Origin of the sequence: Thermogladius sp. KZ2Tp1 (assembly GCF_051131135.1) — an archaeon.
Taxonomy (GTDB): Archaea; Thermoproteota; Thermoprotei_A; order Sulfolobales; family Desulfurococcaceae; genus Thermogladius.
In genome coordinates this window covers 380167-396847 of sequence record NZ_CP151274.1, presented here as the reverse complement: position 1 = coordinate 396847, position 16681 = coordinate 380167, and the positions used below count along the sequence as shown (strand labels likewise).

21 protein-coding genes and 1 tRNA gene are annotated in these 16681 nt (G+C 52.5%); 20 read left to right on the top strand and 2 right to left on the bottom strand.

Annotation, left to right across the window (positions count from 1 at the left end; translation table 11 throughout):
* The first annotated feature begins 1 nt into the window (after window position 1).
* Genes WLZ34_RS02175 through WLZ34_RS02155 form a run of 5 tightly spaced genes read left to right on the top strand, consistent with a single transcriptional unit; the run spans window position 2 to window position 5107 of the window.
* Window positions 2-2650: a DNA-directed RNA polymerase subunit A' gene (locus WLZ34_RS02175; RefSeq protein ID WP_434731699.1), complete on the top strand. Its 2649-nt coding sequence runs from the start codon at window positions 2-4 to the stop codon at window positions 2648-2650.
* Window positions 2638-3849, top strand: a complete 1212-nt coding sequence (rpoA2, locus tag WLZ34_RS02170) for a DNA-directed RNA polymerase subunit A'' (RefSeq protein ID WP_434731698.1) — start codon at window positions 2638-2640, stop codon at window positions 3847-3849. The genes WLZ34_RS02175 and rpoA2 overlap by 13 nt, the downstream gene beginning before the upstream one ends.
* Before the next feature lie 2 nt (window positions 3850-3851).
* Window positions 3852-4175 carry a 50S ribosomal protein L30e gene (locus WLZ34_RS02165; RefSeq protein ID WP_434731697.1) on the top strand — a complete coding sequence of 108 codons (324 nt, stop codon included), beginning with the start codon at window positions 3852-3854 and terminating at the stop codon, window positions 4173-4175.
* Window positions 4172-4618, top strand: a complete 447-nt coding sequence (locus tag WLZ34_RS02160; RefSeq protein ID WP_014737196.1) for a NusA-like transcription termination signal-binding factor — start codon at window positions 4172-4174, stop codon at window positions 4616-4618. The genes WLZ34_RS02165 and WLZ34_RS02160 overlap by 4 nt, the downstream gene beginning before the upstream one ends.
* Window positions 4619-4663: 45 nt before the next feature.
* A complete protein-coding gene (locus WLZ34_RS02155; RefSeq protein WP_014737197.1) occupies window positions 4664-5107 on the top strand; it encodes a 30S ribosomal protein S12 in 444 nt (147 codons plus the stop codon).
* 12 nt (window positions 5108-5119) lie between these two features.
* On the opposite strand, the gene WLZ34_RS02150 is transcribed toward WLZ34_RS02155, so the two are convergent.
* Entirely contained in the window at window positions 5120-5575 is a 456-nt protein-coding gene (locus WLZ34_RS02150; RefSeq protein WP_434731696.1) for a bifunctional nuclease family protein, read from the bottom strand.
* 452 nt (window positions 5576-6027) lie between these two features.
* Between WLZ34_RS02150 and WLZ34_RS02145 the strand changes: the two genes are divergently transcribed.
* The 6 genes from WLZ34_RS02145 (at window position 6028) to rpsJ (ending at window position 11789) form a co-directional block, all read left to right on the top strand.
* Complete coding sequence (locus WLZ34_RS02145) at window positions 6028-8418, top strand: NosD domain-containing protein (protein WP_434731695.1); 2391 nt, start codon at window positions 6028-6030, stop codon at window positions 8416-8418.
* 168 nt (window positions 8419-8586) lie between these two features.
* Window positions 8587-8973, top strand: a complete 387-nt coding sequence (locus WLZ34_RS02140) for a right-handed parallel beta-helix repeat-containing protein (protein ID WP_434731694.1) — start codon at window positions 8587-8589, stop codon at window positions 8971-8973.
* An 83-nt stretch (window positions 8974-9056) separates the two neighbouring features.
* The gene (locus WLZ34_RS02135; RefSeq protein WP_434731693.1) at window positions 9057-9344 is read left to right on the top strand and encodes a hypothetical protein; all 288 of its coding nucleotides are present in this window, start codon (window positions 9057-9059) and stop codon (window positions 9342-9344) included.
* A gap of 60 nt (window positions 9345-9404) precedes the next feature.
* Complete coding sequence (locus WLZ34_RS02130; RefSeq protein ID WP_434731692.1) at window positions 9405-10004, top strand: 30S ribosomal protein S7; 600 nt, start codon at window positions 9405-9407, stop codon at window positions 10002-10004.
* Between the two features lie 111 nt (window positions 10005-10115).
* Complete coding sequence (gene tuf, locus WLZ34_RS02125) at window positions 10116-11432, top strand: translation elongation factor EF-1 subunit alpha (RefSeq protein ID WP_428727272.1); 1317 nt, start codon at window positions 10116-10118, stop codon at window positions 11430-11432.
* A gap of 45 nt (window positions 11433-11477) precedes the next feature.
* A complete protein-coding gene (rpsJ, locus tag WLZ34_RS02120; protein WP_083829962.1) occupies window positions 11478-11789 on the top strand; it encodes a 30S ribosomal protein S10 in 312 nt (103 codons plus the stop codon).
* A gap of 262 nt (window positions 11790-12051) precedes the next feature.
* On the opposite strand, the gene WLZ34_RS02115 is transcribed toward rpsJ, so the two are convergent.
* Window positions 12052-12137: transfer RNA gene (locus WLZ34_RS02115), tRNA-Ser, on the bottom strand.
* A gap of 157 nt (window positions 12138-12294) precedes the next feature.
* On the opposite strand from WLZ34_RS02115, the gene WLZ34_RS02110 reads away from it, so the two are divergent.
* The 9 genes from WLZ34_RS02110 to rpsB are packed head-to-tail and all read left to right on the top strand — an operon-like array spanning window position 12295 to window position 16671.
* The gene (locus tag WLZ34_RS02110) at window positions 12295-12771 is read left to right on the top strand and encodes a 30S ribosomal protein S13 (protein ID WP_428727273.1); all 477 of its coding nucleotides are present in this window, start codon (window positions 12295-12297) and stop codon (window positions 12769-12771) included.
* Window positions 12772-12786: 15 nt separating this feature from the next.
* The gene (locus tag WLZ34_RS02105) at window positions 12787-13299 is read left to right on the top strand and encodes a 30S ribosomal protein S4 (protein WP_434731691.1); all 513 of its coding nucleotides are present in this window, start codon (window positions 12787-12789) and stop codon (window positions 13297-13299) included.
* Window positions 13299-13700 carry a 30S ribosomal protein S11 gene (locus tag WLZ34_RS02100; protein ID WP_014737204.1) on the top strand — a complete coding sequence of 134 codons (402 nt, stop codon included), beginning with the start codon at window positions 13299-13301 and terminating at the stop codon, window positions 13698-13700. Before WLZ34_RS02105 ends, WLZ34_RS02100 begins: the two co-directional genes overlap by 1 nt.
* 15 nt (window positions 13701-13715) lie before the next feature.
* A complete protein-coding gene (locus WLZ34_RS02095; protein WP_434731690.1) occupies window positions 13716-14564 on the top strand; it encodes a DNA-directed RNA polymerase subunit D in 849 nt (282 codons plus the stop codon).
* The gene (locus tag WLZ34_RS02090) at window positions 14551-14910 is read left to right on the top strand and encodes a 50S ribosomal protein L18e (RefSeq protein ID WP_428727276.1); all 360 of its coding nucleotides are present in this window, start codon (window positions 14551-14553) and stop codon (window positions 14908-14910) included. Before WLZ34_RS02095 ends, WLZ34_RS02090 begins: the two co-directional genes overlap by 14 nt.
* Complete coding sequence (locus WLZ34_RS02085; RefSeq protein ID WP_434731689.1) at window positions 14903-15373, top strand: 50S ribosomal protein L13; 471 nt, start codon at window positions 14903-14905, stop codon at window positions 15371-15373. The genes WLZ34_RS02090 and WLZ34_RS02085 overlap by 8 nt, the downstream gene beginning before the upstream one ends.
* Entirely contained in the window at window positions 15370-15792 is a 423-nt protein-coding gene (locus WLZ34_RS02080; RefSeq protein ID WP_428727278.1) for a 30S ribosomal protein S9, read from the top strand. The genes WLZ34_RS02085 and WLZ34_RS02080 overlap by 4 nt, the downstream gene beginning before the upstream one ends.
* Window positions 15793-15797: 5 nt before the next feature.
* Window positions 15798-15998 carry a DNA-directed RNA polymerase subunit N gene (locus WLZ34_RS02075; RefSeq protein ID WP_428727303.1) on the top strand — a complete coding sequence of 67 codons (201 nt, stop codon included), beginning with the start codon at window positions 15798-15800 and terminating at the stop codon, window positions 15996-15998.
* 34 nt (window positions 15999-16032) lie between these two features.
* Complete coding sequence (gene rpsB, locus WLZ34_RS02070; RefSeq protein ID WP_428727304.1) at window positions 16033-16671, top strand: 30S ribosomal protein S2; 639 nt, start codon at window positions 16033-16035, stop codon at window positions 16669-16671.
* Window positions 16672-16681: the final 10 nt, after the last annotated feature.

Here is a 16681-nt window from a genome sequence, read left to right as displayed (position 1 = left end):
CATGGGTATGTACAGGGTTAAGGAGGTTAAATTCGGCATACTTTCGCCGGACGAGATCCGTAGAATGAGCGTGACCAACATAATAACGAGCGACGTCTACGACAGCGACGGAGCCCCCGTGGACGGGGGCGTAATGGACAAGCGGCTAGGGGCGATAGAGCCTAAGGAGGTCTGCCCGATCTGCGGGAACACGAGAGACGAGTGCCCGGGGCACTTCGGCCACATAGAGCTGGCTAAGCCCGTCATACACGCAGGTTTTGCCAAGCACATCCACATGTACTTAAAGACCACCTGTAGGGCGTGCGGCAGGGTTAAGCTCCCCGAGAACGAGAGGCAGCTCTACCTGAAGCTGTTGAAGGACCTCGAGGACTTGAACCTCAGGTACCTAGTTAAGCGGCTCCACGAGTTCATAAGGAAGAGAGCGGCAGCGCAGCAGACGTGTCCGCACTGTGGCGCGCCTCAGTACAAGATCAAGCTGGACAAACCACACACCTTCTACGAGGACCGGGAGGAGGGGCTCGTCAAGCTCACTCCCGCCGAAGTCAGGAGCAGGCTGGAGAAAATACCGGACGACGACGTTAGGCTACTCGGCGGAGACCCGACCGACGCTAGGCCGGAGTGGATGGTTCTAACGGTCTTACCGGTGCCGCCGAGGGCTGTGAGGCCCTCGATCCTGCTAGAGACGGGTATAAGGAGCGAGGACGACCTGACGCACAAACTAGTGGACATTATAAGAGTCAACAACAGGTTGAGGGAGCACGTAGAGACGGGCGCTCCCAACGCCCTGATCGAGGACGAGTGGGAGCTGTTGCAGTACCACGTCACTACCTACTTCGACAACGAGGCGCCGGGCATACCGCAGGCCAAGCACAGGACAGGTAAGACGCTTAAAGGCATAGCGCAGAGGCTCAAAGGTAAGGAGGGCAGGTTCAGAGGTAACCTGAGGGGTAAGAGGGTAGACTTCAGCGCCCGTACTGTGATCAGCCCGGACCCCAATTTGAGCATAAACGAGGTGGGTGTACCGGAGGTAGTAGCGAAAGTCCTAACCGTCCCGGAAAAGGTGACGCCTTGGAACATCGAAGAAATGAGGAAGCTCGTTCTCAACGGTCCCGACAAGTGGCCTGGCGCTAACTACGTGATAAGGCCGGACGGGAGGAAGATCAGCCTCAAGTTCGTCGACCGGAAGGCCGTAGCCGAGTCGCTAGCCCCCGGTTTCATAGTGGAGAGACACCTACTAGACGGCGACGTAGTCCTGTTCAACAGGCAGCCCTCGCTTCACAGGATATCGGTGATGGCCCACATCGTCAGGGTTCTCCCGTACAAGACCTTCCGCCTCAACCTGCTAGTATGTCCGCCCTACAACGCCGACTTTGACGGGGACGAGATGAACTTACACGTACCTCAGAGCGAGGAGGCGAGAGCCGAAGCCAGAATACTGATGCTCGTCGAGAAACACATCCTCACCCCGAGGTACGGCGGGCCTATAATCGGTGGGCTACAGGACTACATAAGCGGCGCCTTTTTGTTGACCAACAAGTCCACTATACTCACAAAAGCCGAGGTCATAGACCTGCTGAGCGTTGCCGGCTATAAGGGCTCGCTACCCGAGCCGGCTATCCAGAGACCTGCAGAGTACTGGACGGGGAAGCAGATAGCCTCCGTCTTCCTGCCGAGGGACTTCAACTACAAGAGGAACGCTAAGATAGCCTCCGCCTCGGCGTTGAGGTGTATAGACGAGGACTGCCCGCACGACAGCCTCGTTATAATCAAGAAAGGGCAGCTGCTCGAGGGCGTTATAGACAAGGCTAGTATCGGCAGGGAGGAGCCCGAGAGCTTGGTCCACTGGTTGATCAAGGAGCACGGGGAAGACGCTGCTAGGAAGTTCATGGACAACGTCTACAGGGTATTCATAAGGTACTCGGAGATGTACGGTTTCACCATGAGCTACTACCACTTGCTCATACCCCCCGAAGCCAGGGAGAGGATCAAGAGCATAATCGATGACAAGAAGAGGGAGGTTAGTAGACTGATCGAGGAGTACAGGGCTGGAAGGCTGCAGCCTAAGCCGGGGAAGACCGTTGAGGAGACCCTTGAAGACGAGGTTATAGACCTGTTGTCCAAGAGGCTTCTCGACGAAGTAGCTGACGTCATCACGCCGTACTTCACACTGGCCAACCCCGTGATAGTCATGGCCAGGACGGGCTCTAGGGGGAACCCTGTCAACCTAACGCAGATGGCGGCCCTGCTAGGGCAGCAGACGGTCAGAGGTAAGAGGCTTACGAGGGGCTACATGGACAGGAGCCTACCCCACTTCAAGCCCGGCGACCTAGGGCCGGAGGCCAGGGGCTTTGTCGCGAGGGGCTTCGTCAACGGCCTGTCGCCTATCGAGATGTTCTTCCACGCGGCAGGCGGGAGAGAGGGCCTGATCGACACGGCTGTGAGGACGAGTCAGTCGGGCTACATGCAGAGGAGGCTGATAAACGCCCTACAAGACGTCAGAGTAGACATTGACGGTAGTGTGAGGACTACTAACGGCGAGGTCATACAGTTCAAGTACGGGGAGGACGGTGTAGACCCCATGAAGAGCGACCATGGAAAGGCCGTTAACGTGGACAGGGTTATCCAGAGAGTGGTGGGGTGGAGGATGTGAGGCCCGTCAAGTCTGTCGAAGAGCTAAGGAATCGTATCGAGGCGTTACGGGGTAGAGTGAGCGAAAACGTCGTGGAGGAGCTCGAGAAAAAGCTCGTCGAGGTGTACGAGAAGTACGGCCTTTACGAGGAGGAGGTCGACGCTATCCTAGGCGAGGTGGCTAAGAGGTACGAGAGCTCTCTCGTTGAACCGGGCGAGCCTGTGGGGACGGTGGCGGCTCAAAGCCTGGGTGAGCCGTCGACCCAGATGACACTACGTGTCTTCCACTACGCTGGTGTTAGGGAGTTCAACGTGACACTGGGCCTCCCGAGGCTTATAGAGATAGTCGACGCGAGGAAGAGACCGGAGACTCCTATCATGGAGATTTACCTCGAAGAAGAATTCAAGAACAGAGAGGGGAAGGCCAAAGAGATAGCCAGGAGGATAGAGTCTACCCTTGTCGAGAACGTTGCCGAGAGTATCGTTATCAACCCGTACGAGGGGGCCATCATCAAGCTGGACCAGGAGATGCTGGAAGACAAAGGCGTCAAGATATCAGACGTGGTGGCCGTCCTCGAGGCGCTTAACATTGGTGAGATCGAGGTAGACGAAGAGAACTATACGGTGAGAGTGGAGATACCCGAGGAGTACATGGACTATTCCAAGATGGAGAAGGTACGGCAGAAAATAGCGTCGGCCCGAATCAAGGGGGTGAAGGGTATCAAGAAGGTCATTATCCAAAAGAGGGGTGACGAGTACGTGTTGATCGCCGAGGGTAGTAACCTACCCGAGGTGATGAGGATCAAGGGCGTTGACTGGAGGAAGGTCTACACGAACGACATCATGGAGATCGAGAGAACGCTGGGGATCGAGGCTGCGAGAGCGGCGATCATACGCGAGATCAAGAGCATCCTCGACGACCAGGGGCTTGACGTCGACATAAGGCATATCATGCTCCTGGCCGACGTTATGACTTGGACAGGTAGGGTGAGGCAAGTGGGTAGGATGGGCGTCGCCGGCGAGAAGCCCAGTGTTTTGGCCAGGGCCACTTTCGAGATGACGGTGCAGAAGCTGATCGAGGCGGCAGTCAGCGGAGAAGTAGACAACTTAAACGGTGTCCCCGAAAATATTATAATAGGGCAGATAATACCTGTTGGTACAGGGTTGGTAGAGCTCTACGCGACACCGTCAAGTATTAGGAACCAGAAGACGGAGGGATAGGCATGTCCGCAGCCCAGCCCGAGATCATCAAGGCTATTCAAACGGCGTATAAGACGGGTAAGGTGGTCATGGGCTACAGAAGGACTGTGAAGTTGCTCCTCCACGGTAAGGTCAGGCTAGTAATACTGGCAGCAAACGCGCCGCCGGAGTTCAAGGAGGACGTGTACTACTATTCTAAGCTGTCTAACGTCCCCGTGCTGGTCTTCCCGGGCACCAACATGGAGCTCGGCACAATACTAGGGAAGCCGTTCGGCGTGTCTACGTTGGGAGTGATCGAGCCCGGGCAGTCCAACATCCTAGAGTTGGCGGGTGGAGGCAAGCAATGAGTAAGGAGAGGCCCCAGATCAAAATAACGCCCGAAGAGTTCAGGTACATGACCCTCCTACACGAGCTGACCGGGGTCCACGTCCACGACTGTGTGGTTGACGAGGAGAACAACAGGATAATATTCCTCGTTAAGCCGGACGAGATAGGTAAAGCGATCGGCCCCAAAGGCATTTTCGTGCAGACCCTGAAGAAGATGCTCAATAAGAACATCGAGATCGTCGGCTACAGTGACAACATAGAGGAGTTGACGAAGTACGCATTAGCGCCTGCTAGAGTTAGAGAAGTGAAGGTGGCTCAGAGACCTGGCGGCAAGAGAGTCGTGTACGCCACCGTCGACCCTAACGACAAGGCGGTTGCTATAGGGAAAAACGGTAAGAACGTCGCCAGGGCCCGTCTACTACTAAACCGGTACTTCAACATTGACACAGTGATAATAGCGTGAAGCTTAAAAGCCTATGTGAGACTCCCTTCTTAGAGGGGTCAAGGAATGCCAGGTAAAAAGGCGCCGAACGGCCTCTTCGCTGCGAGGAAGCTGAAGAAGAAGAGGCTCAAGTTTAGGTGGAGCCTTAGAGAGTTCAAGGTGAAGATGTTAAGGCTGAAGGAGAAGGCCGACCCGTTGGAAGGGGCCCCAATGGCACGCGGTATAGTGCTTGAGAAGGTCGGTGTCGAGTCGAGAAAACCGAACTCTGCTGTGAGAAAGTGTGTTAGGGTTCAGCTAGTGAAGAACGGCAAGGTGGTCACGGCTTTCGTGCCGTGGGACGGCGGCGTAAACTACATAGACGAGCACGACGAGGTGATCATCGAGGGTATCGGAGGCCCCAGAGGCAAGTCTATGGGAGACATACCCGGTGTTAGGTACAGGGTTATCAAGGTGAACGGGGTCTCTCTTAGGGCTATATGGCTCGGTAAAAAGCAGAAACCGGTCAGGTAAAGCCCCGGCGGTTCACTGCTTAAACAAGGCTTCCTGAGCGTCTACCAGCTCCTTCTTCACGTATACAGGCTTACTCACTAGTAGAGCTAGAAGGATGGCGTGACTCGGCACCATCTTCCTCTTTATGGTCAGTTCCCCATCGTTGAACTCGACGTAAGCCGAGTACACCCCTCGCGTCTCGTCGAACTCTTCGATCAGGACTCTCTTGACGTGCTTGCCGAGCGCCTCCAGCACCTCGGGCATCGAGATTAGCAGGTCGCCCAGCCTCTCTCTGTCGTCGTCGATCACGCCGCCGTTGATTTTCTTCACAAATATGATGACATCGTAGGGCACCCTCTCCAGGTAGAAAGACCTCCCGTCCTCGAGCTCGCACACTAGTCTTGGTACAGGCATATACAAGTCCAGCCCTTCTACTCTGACCTCGCCGATCTCGTCGCGAACCCTCTTCACGAGCAGGTATTTAGTCAATCCTGCTGTCCTCTCTTACGCTATGTAGATAGAGTTAAACCTAGTTTTAAACCTAGCATGCCGTCAGCGAGGGACTTCTACGGGACAGCTCCAGCAATCTTTTCGCGGGGAGGCTGTTTCCGGTTTGGCGATAAATTCAAATGCTTTTGATCACTCTTGACCCCGTGGGTGGGGAAACGCTTTGAATACGTGGCGGGCATAGAGAAAAATATTTGGGAAGAGAGAGTAGGGTTTGACGGTGAAATCCTTATGGTTGACGTTTGTTGTCAAAAGCGTATAGTGACATCCCCTGCAAAACCCCTCTTTTCTATTTTAGGACAGAAATAAACTTCACGTTCAGTTAGACATTACTAACAGAAACCTGTGTTCAAGAATAGTTGAATAGAAGAGTCTTCCGTAAATTTTAAGTTTAAATATCCCCAGAGTGTTTTTATCTTGGAGGTAAAGATGGGTTGAGAAAGGCCGTTGCTTCCAGCTTGTGGCTGTTTCTCCTTCTGACAAGCACCTTGCTTATAGCGGTTAAAATTCAACCAGTTAAGGCGCAGTGGACTGAAAAAGTCTATATTAGGGCTGATGGAAGTATTGACCCTCCAACAGCACCAATACGACGAGACGGCGATGTTTACACCTTTACAGATAACATTTACGGTTCAATTGTTATCCAGAAAGATAACATTGTGGTTGACGGAGCAGGCCACACTCTTACAGGAAGCGGGGATGGAATAGACCTTGCAGGGAGAAGCAACGTGACAATCAAAAACACAATTATCAAAAACTTCTATACTGGCATCTATCTTGAATATTCTTATAATATCATCATTTCTGGAAACAATATAGCAAACAACGATTATGGCATCGAGCTTTTCCATTCTTCAAACAACAGCATTAGCGGAAACAAAATAATAGCAAACAACGATTATGGCATCTGGCTTTACGATTTGTCAAAATATAACATCATTTCTGGAAACAATATAGCAAAAAACGATTATGGCATCGTTCTTTCCGAGTCTTCATACTATAACAGCATTAGCGGAAACAATATAGCAAACAACTATTATGGCATCCTTTCCCAAGGTTCATACTATAACAGCATTAGCGGAAACAATATAACAGCAAACAACGAATATGGCATCAGGCTTTCCTCTTTCTCAAAACATAACATCATTTCTGGAAACAATGTAGCAAACAACGGATATGGCATCATTCTTTACGATTCAGACTATAACAGCATTAGCGGAAACAATATAGCAAACAACGGGGATGGCATCATTCTTTCCTATTCTTTTAATAACATCATTTCTGGAAACAATGTAGCAGACAACTATTATGGCATCCTTTCCCGAGCTTCAGACTATAACAGCATTAGCGGAAACAATGTAGCAAACAACGTTGGTGGCATCGATCTTGCCTCTTCTTCGAACAACAGCATTAGCGGAAACAATATAACAGCAAACAACGAATATGGCATCAGGCTTTCCTCTTTTTCATATTCTTCAAAATATAACATCATTAGCGGAAACAATATAACTGCAAACAACTATTGTGGCATCATTCTGACCGATTCTTCAAAATATAACAGCATTTCTGGAAACAACATAACAACAAACAACTATTGTGGCATCGAGCTTGACTATTCTTCAAACAACAGCATTAGCGGAAACAATATAACAGCAAACAACGAATATGGCATCCTTTCCCAAGGTTCATACTATAACAGCATTAGCGGAAACAATATAACAGCAAACAACGGGGATGGCATCAGTCTTTCCGAGTCTTCAAAATATAACATCATTTCTGGAAACAACATAGCAAACAACCGTTATGGCATCGATCTTAGATCTTCTTCTAGCAACAGCATTTCTGGAAACAATATAACAGCAAACAACAAATATGGCATCTGGATTGACAATTCTTATAATATCAGCATTTCTGGAAATGTGTTTATTAATGATGGTCTTGGCGTTAGGGATTCTTATCAGAACTCTGTTGAAAACAATACTGTTAATGGTAGACCACTTGTCTATCTGGAGGGTGTTTCAAACTACACTGTGGTTGATGCTGGGCAGGTTGTGCTTGTCAGATGTAGCAACATAAGGGTTGAAGACCTCAACCTATCCAACACGACTATTGGTATACAACTATGGGAGACAAGCAACAGCACAATCCACGGAAACAACATAGCATGGGACATTGCTGGCATCTGGATTGTCAATTCTTCTAGCAACAGCATTTCTGGAAACAATATAGCAAACAACAAATATGGCATCTTTCTTTCCTATTCTTCAAACAATAAAATCTATCATAACAACTTCATAAACAACACCCAGCAAGTCTACAGCAACGCTTCAATAAATGTTTGGGATGATGGTTATCCTTCTGGCGGAAACTACTGGAGCGACTATAATGGAGTTGATGAGAAGAGCGGCCCAAACCAAGATCAGCCCGGGAGCGATGGAATAGGCGATACGCCGTACGTCATCGATGACAACAATATAGACCATTACCCTTTGATGTGTGCACTAAACGAGACGGCACCGCCCACCTCCCCGCCCACCTCCCCGCCCACATCCCCGCCCACCTCACCGCCCACCTCCCCGCCCACCTCACCGCCCACCTCACCGCCCACCTCCCCGCCCACCTCACCGCCCACCTCACCGCCCACCTCACCGCCCACCTCACCGCCCACCTCCCCGCCCACCTCCCCGCCCACCTCACCGCCCACCTCACCGCCCACCTCCCCGCAGGCGACACCGTCCACCCCCCTACAATATATTGTAGCTGTAGCGATAATCGTCTTCGTTGGGATTATAACGAGTATGATGATTATAAAACGGAAAAGCTGAAAAACAAAACACGAACCCTCTATTTTTTCCCATGCCTTTCCTCTTACGAGGCCTGTGCTTGTGGCTGTTCCACTAAGGTTTTTCGGAAGTTTTATTTTTTGAATCAATCTTTGCCAAGCTTTGAGAAAGAGGGATGCAAATTGAGGGGAAACATTTTTGAACTGGCGTTTGTTCTTCTTCTGCTTTTGCGCGACAACTTTAACCTTTAGCGTCCAGGTAATTAAAGCAGAACCTGCAACAATCATCGTGCCAGACAATTATCCAACCATTCAAGGGGCTATTAATGCTGCCGGCTTCGGCGATGTTATATACGTGCGGGCTAGAACGTATTATGAGCACTTGGTTGTGGGCAAGGGCATATCACTTGTAGGCGAGAATACGCTTTCCACCATTATCGATGGAAGGGGCGTCGACACGGTAGTTTATGTCACCGCAAGCCATACTTCTATAAGGAATTTTACAGTAAGAAACAGTGGTGTCGAGCGGCTTAACAGTGGCGTACGCCTCAATGGGGTTAGCAACAGCACGATTCAAAACAATCTTGGACAACTTTGACATAAGACTTGTTTTCACAGGCTGTTTTTCGATTTAGCGGTGAATTTAAATGCTTTTGTTCACATGTAAATACTTGTTTACGAGTGAAGAAGTTGCGTAAGCCCATCTCTGTGATCCGCGCTGCGGTGAGAGGGGCTAGGAGGGTGAGGGTGGCAAAGGTCGCCCTAAGGCTGGCCAGGCTGAGCAACGGGCTGACCCTAGACAGGGACGTCGTCGGGGCCGTAAACATCGGGTTGAAGCACCTGACCGCAGATGGGAGACCCGTGGCGTTGGGCTCGACGGGACCCCATGAGGTGCGGGTGAAGCTAGTGAACCCGCACCAAGGACCAACCCCACCCACGGTACTTTTAATTGGTTTCAACTACTTTTAATTCCGTGGGTGGGGAAACGCTGAGATTTAAAAGACCAGTTTGACTATCCAATCCCTTCAGGTGCTCAAGTTGAGCGGTACTGCTGGGTTAGAGGTGCCGGAGATTAAGCTGTTCGGTAAGTGGAGCTACGACGGGGTGGTCGTCAGAGACCCAAGCCTGAAGAGGTATATATCCCTTAAACCGGTGTACCTGCCCCACACAGGGGGGCGGCATGAACACAAGAGGTTCGGAAAGGCCGAGGTGCCGATAGTCGAGAGGCTGATAAACAAGATCATGAGACCTGGACGCAACATGGGCAAGAAACACCTGGCGTACAACATAGTGAAGACCGCTTTCGACATGATATACCTGAGGACCAAGGAGAACCCTATTCAGGTCTTGGTTAGGGCTATCGAGAACGCGGCCCCCCGTGAGGAGACCACTAGAATAATGTACGGCGGTATAGTCTACCACGTCTCCGTGGACGTCTCCCCGCTACGCAGGGTGGACTTAGCCCTGAGGCACATAACCGAGGGAGCCCGTTCTAAGGCGTTCAGGAGCACCATTAGCGTAGAGGAAGCCCTCGCAGAGGAGATCATACTGGCCGCCTCCAACGACCCCAGGAGTTACGCGATACAGAAGAAGGACGAGATCGAGAGAATAGCCTTGAGCAGTAGGTAGAAGTATAAGGTCTGGCTTCTTTTACTTCTCAACCCTGCTCAAACATAATGCTTTATAAACACCTCATTTTTATTTAAATCCCAGTGCGTTAGGTTACAGGAGAGGGTCGATATGAGCGTACCCCAGAAGCCTCACTTAAACCTGGTGATAATAGGGCACGTCGACCACGGCAAAAGCACGATGGTAGGGCACATACTCTACCGTCTAGGCTACTTCGACCAGAAGACGATGCAGATGATCGAAGAAGAAGCCAAGAAGATGGGCAAGGAGAGCTTCAAGTTCGCGTGGTTGATGGACAGAATGAAAGAGGAGAGGGAGAGAGGAGTAACAATAGCGTTATCCTACATGAGGTTCGAGACGAAGAAGTACTTCTTCACGATCATCGACGCTCCGGGTCACAGAGACTTCGTGAAGAACATGATCACCGGCGCCAGCCAGGCTGACGCGGCCATACTAGTGGTGAGCGCGAGGAAGGGCGAGTTCGAGGCCGGCATGAGTCCCGAGGGCCAGACAAGAGAGCACGCGATCCTGGCCAAGACGATGGGCATCGACCAGCTGATCGTCGCGGTAAACAAGATGGACGCGACCGAGCCGCCCTACAGCAAGGAGAGGTTCCTGCAGATCAAGGAGACCGTGGGTAAGTTCCTCAGGGGCCTAGGCTACAACCCGGACAAGGTACAGTTCGTCCCTGTGTCTGCCTGGACGGGTGAAAACCTCATAGAGCGCTCGCCCAACATGCCGTGGTATGATGGTCCGACCCTAGTAGAAATCCTCGACACGCTCCAGCCACCGCCAAAGCCGTTAGACAAGCCTCTCAGGATACCTATCCAGGACGTCTACAACATCTCCGGTGTGGGCGTCGTACCGGTTGGTAGGGTCGAGACAGGCGTCTTGAAAGTAGGCGACAAAGTAGTGTTCATGCCAGCTGGGGTTGTCGGCGAGGTCAGGTCGATCGAGACGCACCACATGAGGATCGACAAGGCAGAGCCAGGCGACAACATCGGTTTCAACGTCAGAGGCGTCGAGAAAAAGGACATTAGGAGAGGAGACGTTGCCGGGCACTTGGAGAACCCGCCGTCGGTGGTCGAGGAGTTCACGGCTAGGGTGTTCGTTATATGGCACCCGACAGCGATAGCCGTTGGCTACACGCCGGTCATTCACGTACACACAGCCAGCGTTGCCTCGAGGATAACCGAGATCGTCGGCAAGCTCGACCCAAGGACTGGCCAAATAGTGGAGAAGAACCCGCAGTTTATAAAGCAGGGTGACAACGCTATAGTGAAGTTCAAGCCGATCAAGCCGCTAGTGATAGAGAAGTACTCCGACTTCCCACCGCTCGGAAGGTTCGCTATGAGAGACATGGGCAAGACGATAGGTATAGGCATAGTCACCGACATTAAACTAAGCGAGGTCAAGATAAAGAAGTAAGAACGATTTTTTCACAAAACACCAAGTGCTTTAAGGGTTTCAGTCATGTCAGCGCCTCGAATGGTCAAGATAAAGGTCTGGAGTACTAATGTGGACGTGCTCAACGACTTCACGGGGAGAATAGTCGACATAGCGAAGAAGACGGGGGTCAAGCTGTCCGGGCCTATACCCCTCCCCACGAAGAGGCTCTCGATAAGGACTCTCAAGCTACCTCACGGCGAGGGCAAGAAGAAGTACGAGAAGTGGGAGATGAGAATCCACAAGAGGCTGCTCTACATCGCTGCCGACGAGAGGGTAATGAAGCAGCTTATCAGGCTAAGAGTTCCACCCGAGATCTGGATGGAGATCGAGCTGTAAAAAAGGGTTTTTAATTCCGGTAACCGCTGCCTGCCATAAGCATCAAAAACCTTACTTCTTCTCAGCCTTCTTTTCCTCCTTCTTCTCTTCCTTCTTCTCCTTCTTCTTGCTCATACGGACACCCTTTGTTTGCTACCATTTTATGGCTTCAATCACCAAAGTTAAAAACCTATCTATTTGTCTTCGTGAAAGTCATGATCGCCCTGTTGTAAACCCGCAGTAGAACCGGGACCTCAAACCTTTTTGTATCATAGGACCCAAGCGCCGGGGGCGGGATTCGAACCCGCGCACCCCGTAGGGGGCACTGGCTCTCCAGGCCAGCCCCTTAGGCCGCTCGGGCACCCCGGCTCAGTTATAATATTTCGGTGTAAACTTCTTTAAAAGTGTTGAGTAGAGGGGTCTCGGAGCAGCATCCTAGGCGCGGAAGCCTACGGCCCTAGGCGGCATAAACTTAAAAAGAGTTTACTTAATTGAAGGTTCTAGGCGTGCTTAAACGGTTTAAGGGATGCTCATGGAGAGAGGCTTTAGACCGATAGTCAGGATAGCAGGCGTCGACGTCGATGGGAACTTATCGCTAGTCCACGGGCTAGCGGAGATAAAGGGCGTCGGCCTTAACTTTGCCCTAGGCGTCTCGAGAGTCTTAAGGTTCAACCCCGACATGAAAATAGGCTTTCTCACCGAAGAGGAGGTCAAGAAGATAGAGTCGGTTATAATCGCGCCAGAAAAGCACGGTATCCCGGCTTGGATGTACAACAGGAGGAAGGACTTTGCGACCGGGAGAAACGTCCACCTGGTCGGCAACGAGCTGATCTTCTTCGTGAAGGAAGACATCGAGAGGGAGAAGAGGATGAAGAGCTGGAGGGGTATTAGGCACTCGCTAGGGCTCAAGGTCAGAGGGCAGAGGACGAGGACCACCGGCAGGACGGGCATGACTGTGGGTGTGAGGAAGAAGAGGCAGGCCCAGCAGCAACAGAAGAAGTAGTAGGTGGCGGTCCAGATGGGCGACCCGCGTAAGATAAGGAAAAAGTGGGAGGGCCCGAGGCACCCCTGGAGGAGGGACGTCTTAGAGCACGAGATGAAGCTGATAGGTACTTATGGTCTTAGGAACAAGAGAGAGCTCTGGATAGTAGCTACCCTAGTCAGGAGGATCAGGCACAGAGCCAGGTCGCTCCTAGCCGCACCGAGGGAGGTACGCGAGAGAGAGGAGAAGGTCCTCATTAACAGGCTAGTCAGGCTCGGAGTAGTCCGGGAGAACGCCAAGTTGGAGGACATCCTAGCGCTGAAGCCGGAGGACCTCCTCGAGAGGCGGCTCCAGACAATAGTGTACAGGAAGGGGCTCGCTCGCACAATTCACGAAGCCCGCCAGCTTATAGTCCACGGGCACATAGCTATAGCTGGGAGGAGGATCAGGTCTCCTAGTTACCTGGTCTCCTTGGACGAGGAGAAACTCGTGGATTATGCTCCTACGAGCCCCATTAAGGCGAGGGCTTCACAGGCTGGTGGTGGGTAATGTCCTTCGCTGGTAGAGAGCTCAAGTGGGGTCTAGCCCACATCTACAGCAGCATGAACAACACGATAATCCACATAACAGACATCACAGGGGCCGAGACGGTCAGTAGATGGAGTGGCGGTATGGTCGTCAAAGCCGACAGAGAGAAGCCCAGCCCCTACGCTGCTATGATCGCTGCCAGCCGCGCCGCAGGCGACGCAATGGACAAGGGTGTTACGGCGATACACATAAGGGTGAGAGCACCGGGTGGACACGGCCCTAAGACGCCTGGGCCGGGTGCTCAGGCCGCGATTAGGGCCCTAGCGAGGGCCGGCTTCATCATAGGCAGGATCGAGGACGTGACTCCGATACCCCACGATACCACAAGGAGGCCCGGCGGTAGGAGAGGTAGGAGAGTCTAGTGGTGTCCGAGGTTTATGGACATAGAAGTCCTGCGGAGAGAAGGCAACGCTGTTAGGTTGCTTGTCAGAGGCGTAAAGCTACATGTTTTGAATAGCATAAGAAGAGCCATCTTAGCCGAAGTACCGACAATGGCAGTGGACTACGTGGTTTTCATGGAAAACAGCAGCGTGTTCTACGACGAGTACATCGCGCACAGGCTAGGCCTGATACCGCTGACCAGCGAGAACGCCCTTGGAAAGTACAAGCCACCGGAAGAGTGCCGCGAAGCAGGAGAGAAAGGCGTGTTCTCGGAGGACTGTTTCGTCAAACTCGAGTTGAGCGGGGAGGGTACTCCGGGAGGAGTTAAGACCCTGTACGCCGGCGACCTTGTCACCGGCGACCCCGACGTCAGGCCTGTGTACGAGAGGATACCAATCGTCCAGCTACTAGAGAACCAGCGGATCAAGTTGGAGGCGTATGCCAGGCTCGGTAGGGGTAGGGAGCACATAAAGTGGAGCCCTGTCTCAGTGGCTTCTCACAAGTACGTTGCAAAGATAAGCATAGACGGAGAGAAGTGCAGGTACCCGGGTTGCAAGAAGTGTGTTGAGGTATGCCCCAGGCAGGTCATTGTAGAGAGGGAAGGCACCGTTAAAGTCGAAGAGGCCAGGTTACTGGACTGCAGCTTCTGCAGGTTATGTGAGACCGTCTGCCCTAGTGAGGCTATTAAGGTCTCCTGGAAGGAGGACGAGTACGTACTGTACTTCGAGTCGACGGGTTCTTTAACCCCCAAGAGAATTCTAATAGAGGCAATTAGAGCCCTTGAAGACAAGCTTAACGCGCTTAAGAAGAGTCTAGTCGAGGGTGTCCCGTATGGAGCTGGCTAAGACAAACATAGTGTTGAGGAGGACTATTAGCGAGCTGAGGAAAGCCGCAAACAAGTACGGGGCAGCGATATGGGATAGGGTCGCAGAAGAGCTCTCGAGACCCCGTAGAAGTAGGAGAGTGGTCAATTTGAGTAGGATCAACAGGTACACTGGGCCAGGCGACGTGGTGGTGGTGCCGGGGAAAGTTCTCGCGGCGGGTAGACTAGACCACCCGGTAACAGTGGCCTCTTTCAGCTTTTCTAAGGCGGCCGTAGAGAAGATACGGGCTAGCGGTGGCAGGGCAATACACATACTCGACCTAGTAAAGGAGAACCCGAAGGGCAGTGGGGTGAAGATTATTGGGTGAGGCAAAGACGACAGAGAAGGACAGGGTTCTAGTAGTAGACGCGAGCGGGCTGATTCTAGGAAGAATGGCGAGCATCATAGCAAAGAAGCTACTCGAGGGGTACAAGGTCTACGTGGTCAACGCAGAGAAGGCAGTCTTGAGCGGTGAGAGGAGGAGGGTTGTGGAGGGTTATAAGCTGCTTTTAAACGTTAGAACCCACTACAACCCAGATAAGAGTGGTATCAGGAGGCCTAGGACGCCAGTGGGAATTGTCAAGAGGGCTGTCAGGGGCATGTTACCAATGGATAAGCCGAAGGGCAGACTCGCCTTCAGGAACCTGAGAGTGTTCGTGGGAATACCCAAGGAGCTACAGGGACAGAACGTGGTCCGGTTCGAGGAAGCCGACGCGAACAGGCTCTCAGGCAGGTTTGTAACGGTTGCGGAAGTAGCTAAAAGCCTTGGTTGGAGGGGTGGTGTTGAATGAGCTCGCAAGAGGCTGGTGGACACAAGATAGTCGTGTCGTCGGGGAAGAGGAAGACGAGCGTAGCCGTGGCAACGATCAGGCCCGGGAAGGGTAGAGTGTGGGTTAACAACGTCCCACTAGAAGTCATACCCATCGAGTTGGCGAGGAACAAGGTCCTAGAGCCGCTCCTACTCATAGGAGACCTGAGAAACGCGATCGACGTGAAGGTCAGAGTCAGAGGTGGGGGCTGGATGAGCCAAGCAGAGGCCTCCAGGATAGCTATAGCTAGGGGTATTGTGGAATACTTTGGACTAGAGGAGATAAAACGTGTTTACAAGGACTACGACAGGCACATGCTCAGCGGCGACCCCAGGCAAACCGAGCCCGAGAAGTGGGGTAGAATTAGTGCTAGGAGGAGGTGGCAGAAGAGCTACAGGTGATTGACATGCTCTTCCCGGTCAGGTGCTTCACGTGCGGTGCTCCAATAGGCCACTTGTGGGAGGAATACGTCAGGAGAGTCCAGGCAGGGGAGGATCCGGGGAGAGTCCTCGACGAACTCGGCGTTAAGAGGTACTGTTGTAGGAGGATGTTTTTGTCCCACGTGGACATAGTGAAGCAGGTGCTGTACTTCCCCAAGATCTCGTGAGGTGGTCTGAATGAGCGAGGAGGAAAGACCAGGTATGGAAGAGGAAAAGCCGATTACAATGCTACCGGGGGAGAAGGTAGTCGAGCTACTGATACCGCTCGAGGACTACTTGACAGCGGGAGTTCACATTGGTACACACATCTGCACGAAGTTCATGGAGCCCTTCGTGTACAGGGTCAGGAGCGACGGGCTCTACATACTGGACGCCAGGAAGATAGACGAGAGGATAAGGGTAGCTGCTAAGTTCCTCGCCAGGTACGAGTCGGCGAGGATCGCCGCGGTGTCCGTCAGGCAGTACGGCTTTAAGCCGGTCACTAAGATGTGCCAGTACGTTGGGTGTAAGCCGTTCACTGGCAGGTTCGTTCCCGGGACGTTCACGAACCCCAGCCTGAGCTGGTACTTCGAGCCCGACGTAGTGATAGTGACGGACCCCAGAGCCGACGCGCAAGCCGTCAAGGAGGCCGCCGAGATGGGCATACCCCTCGTGGCGTTCGCGGACACCGACAACAAGACCGAGTTTGTCGACCTAGTTATACCTGGAAACAACAAGGGCAGGAAGAGCTTGGCCCTACTCTACTGGCTGTTGACTAGGCAGATACTCAGGGAGAAGGGGCTGATCCCGCCTAACGGAGACCTGCCGGAGAAGCCCTCCGATTTCGAGACGAAGCTCTAGGCGTGGTCTT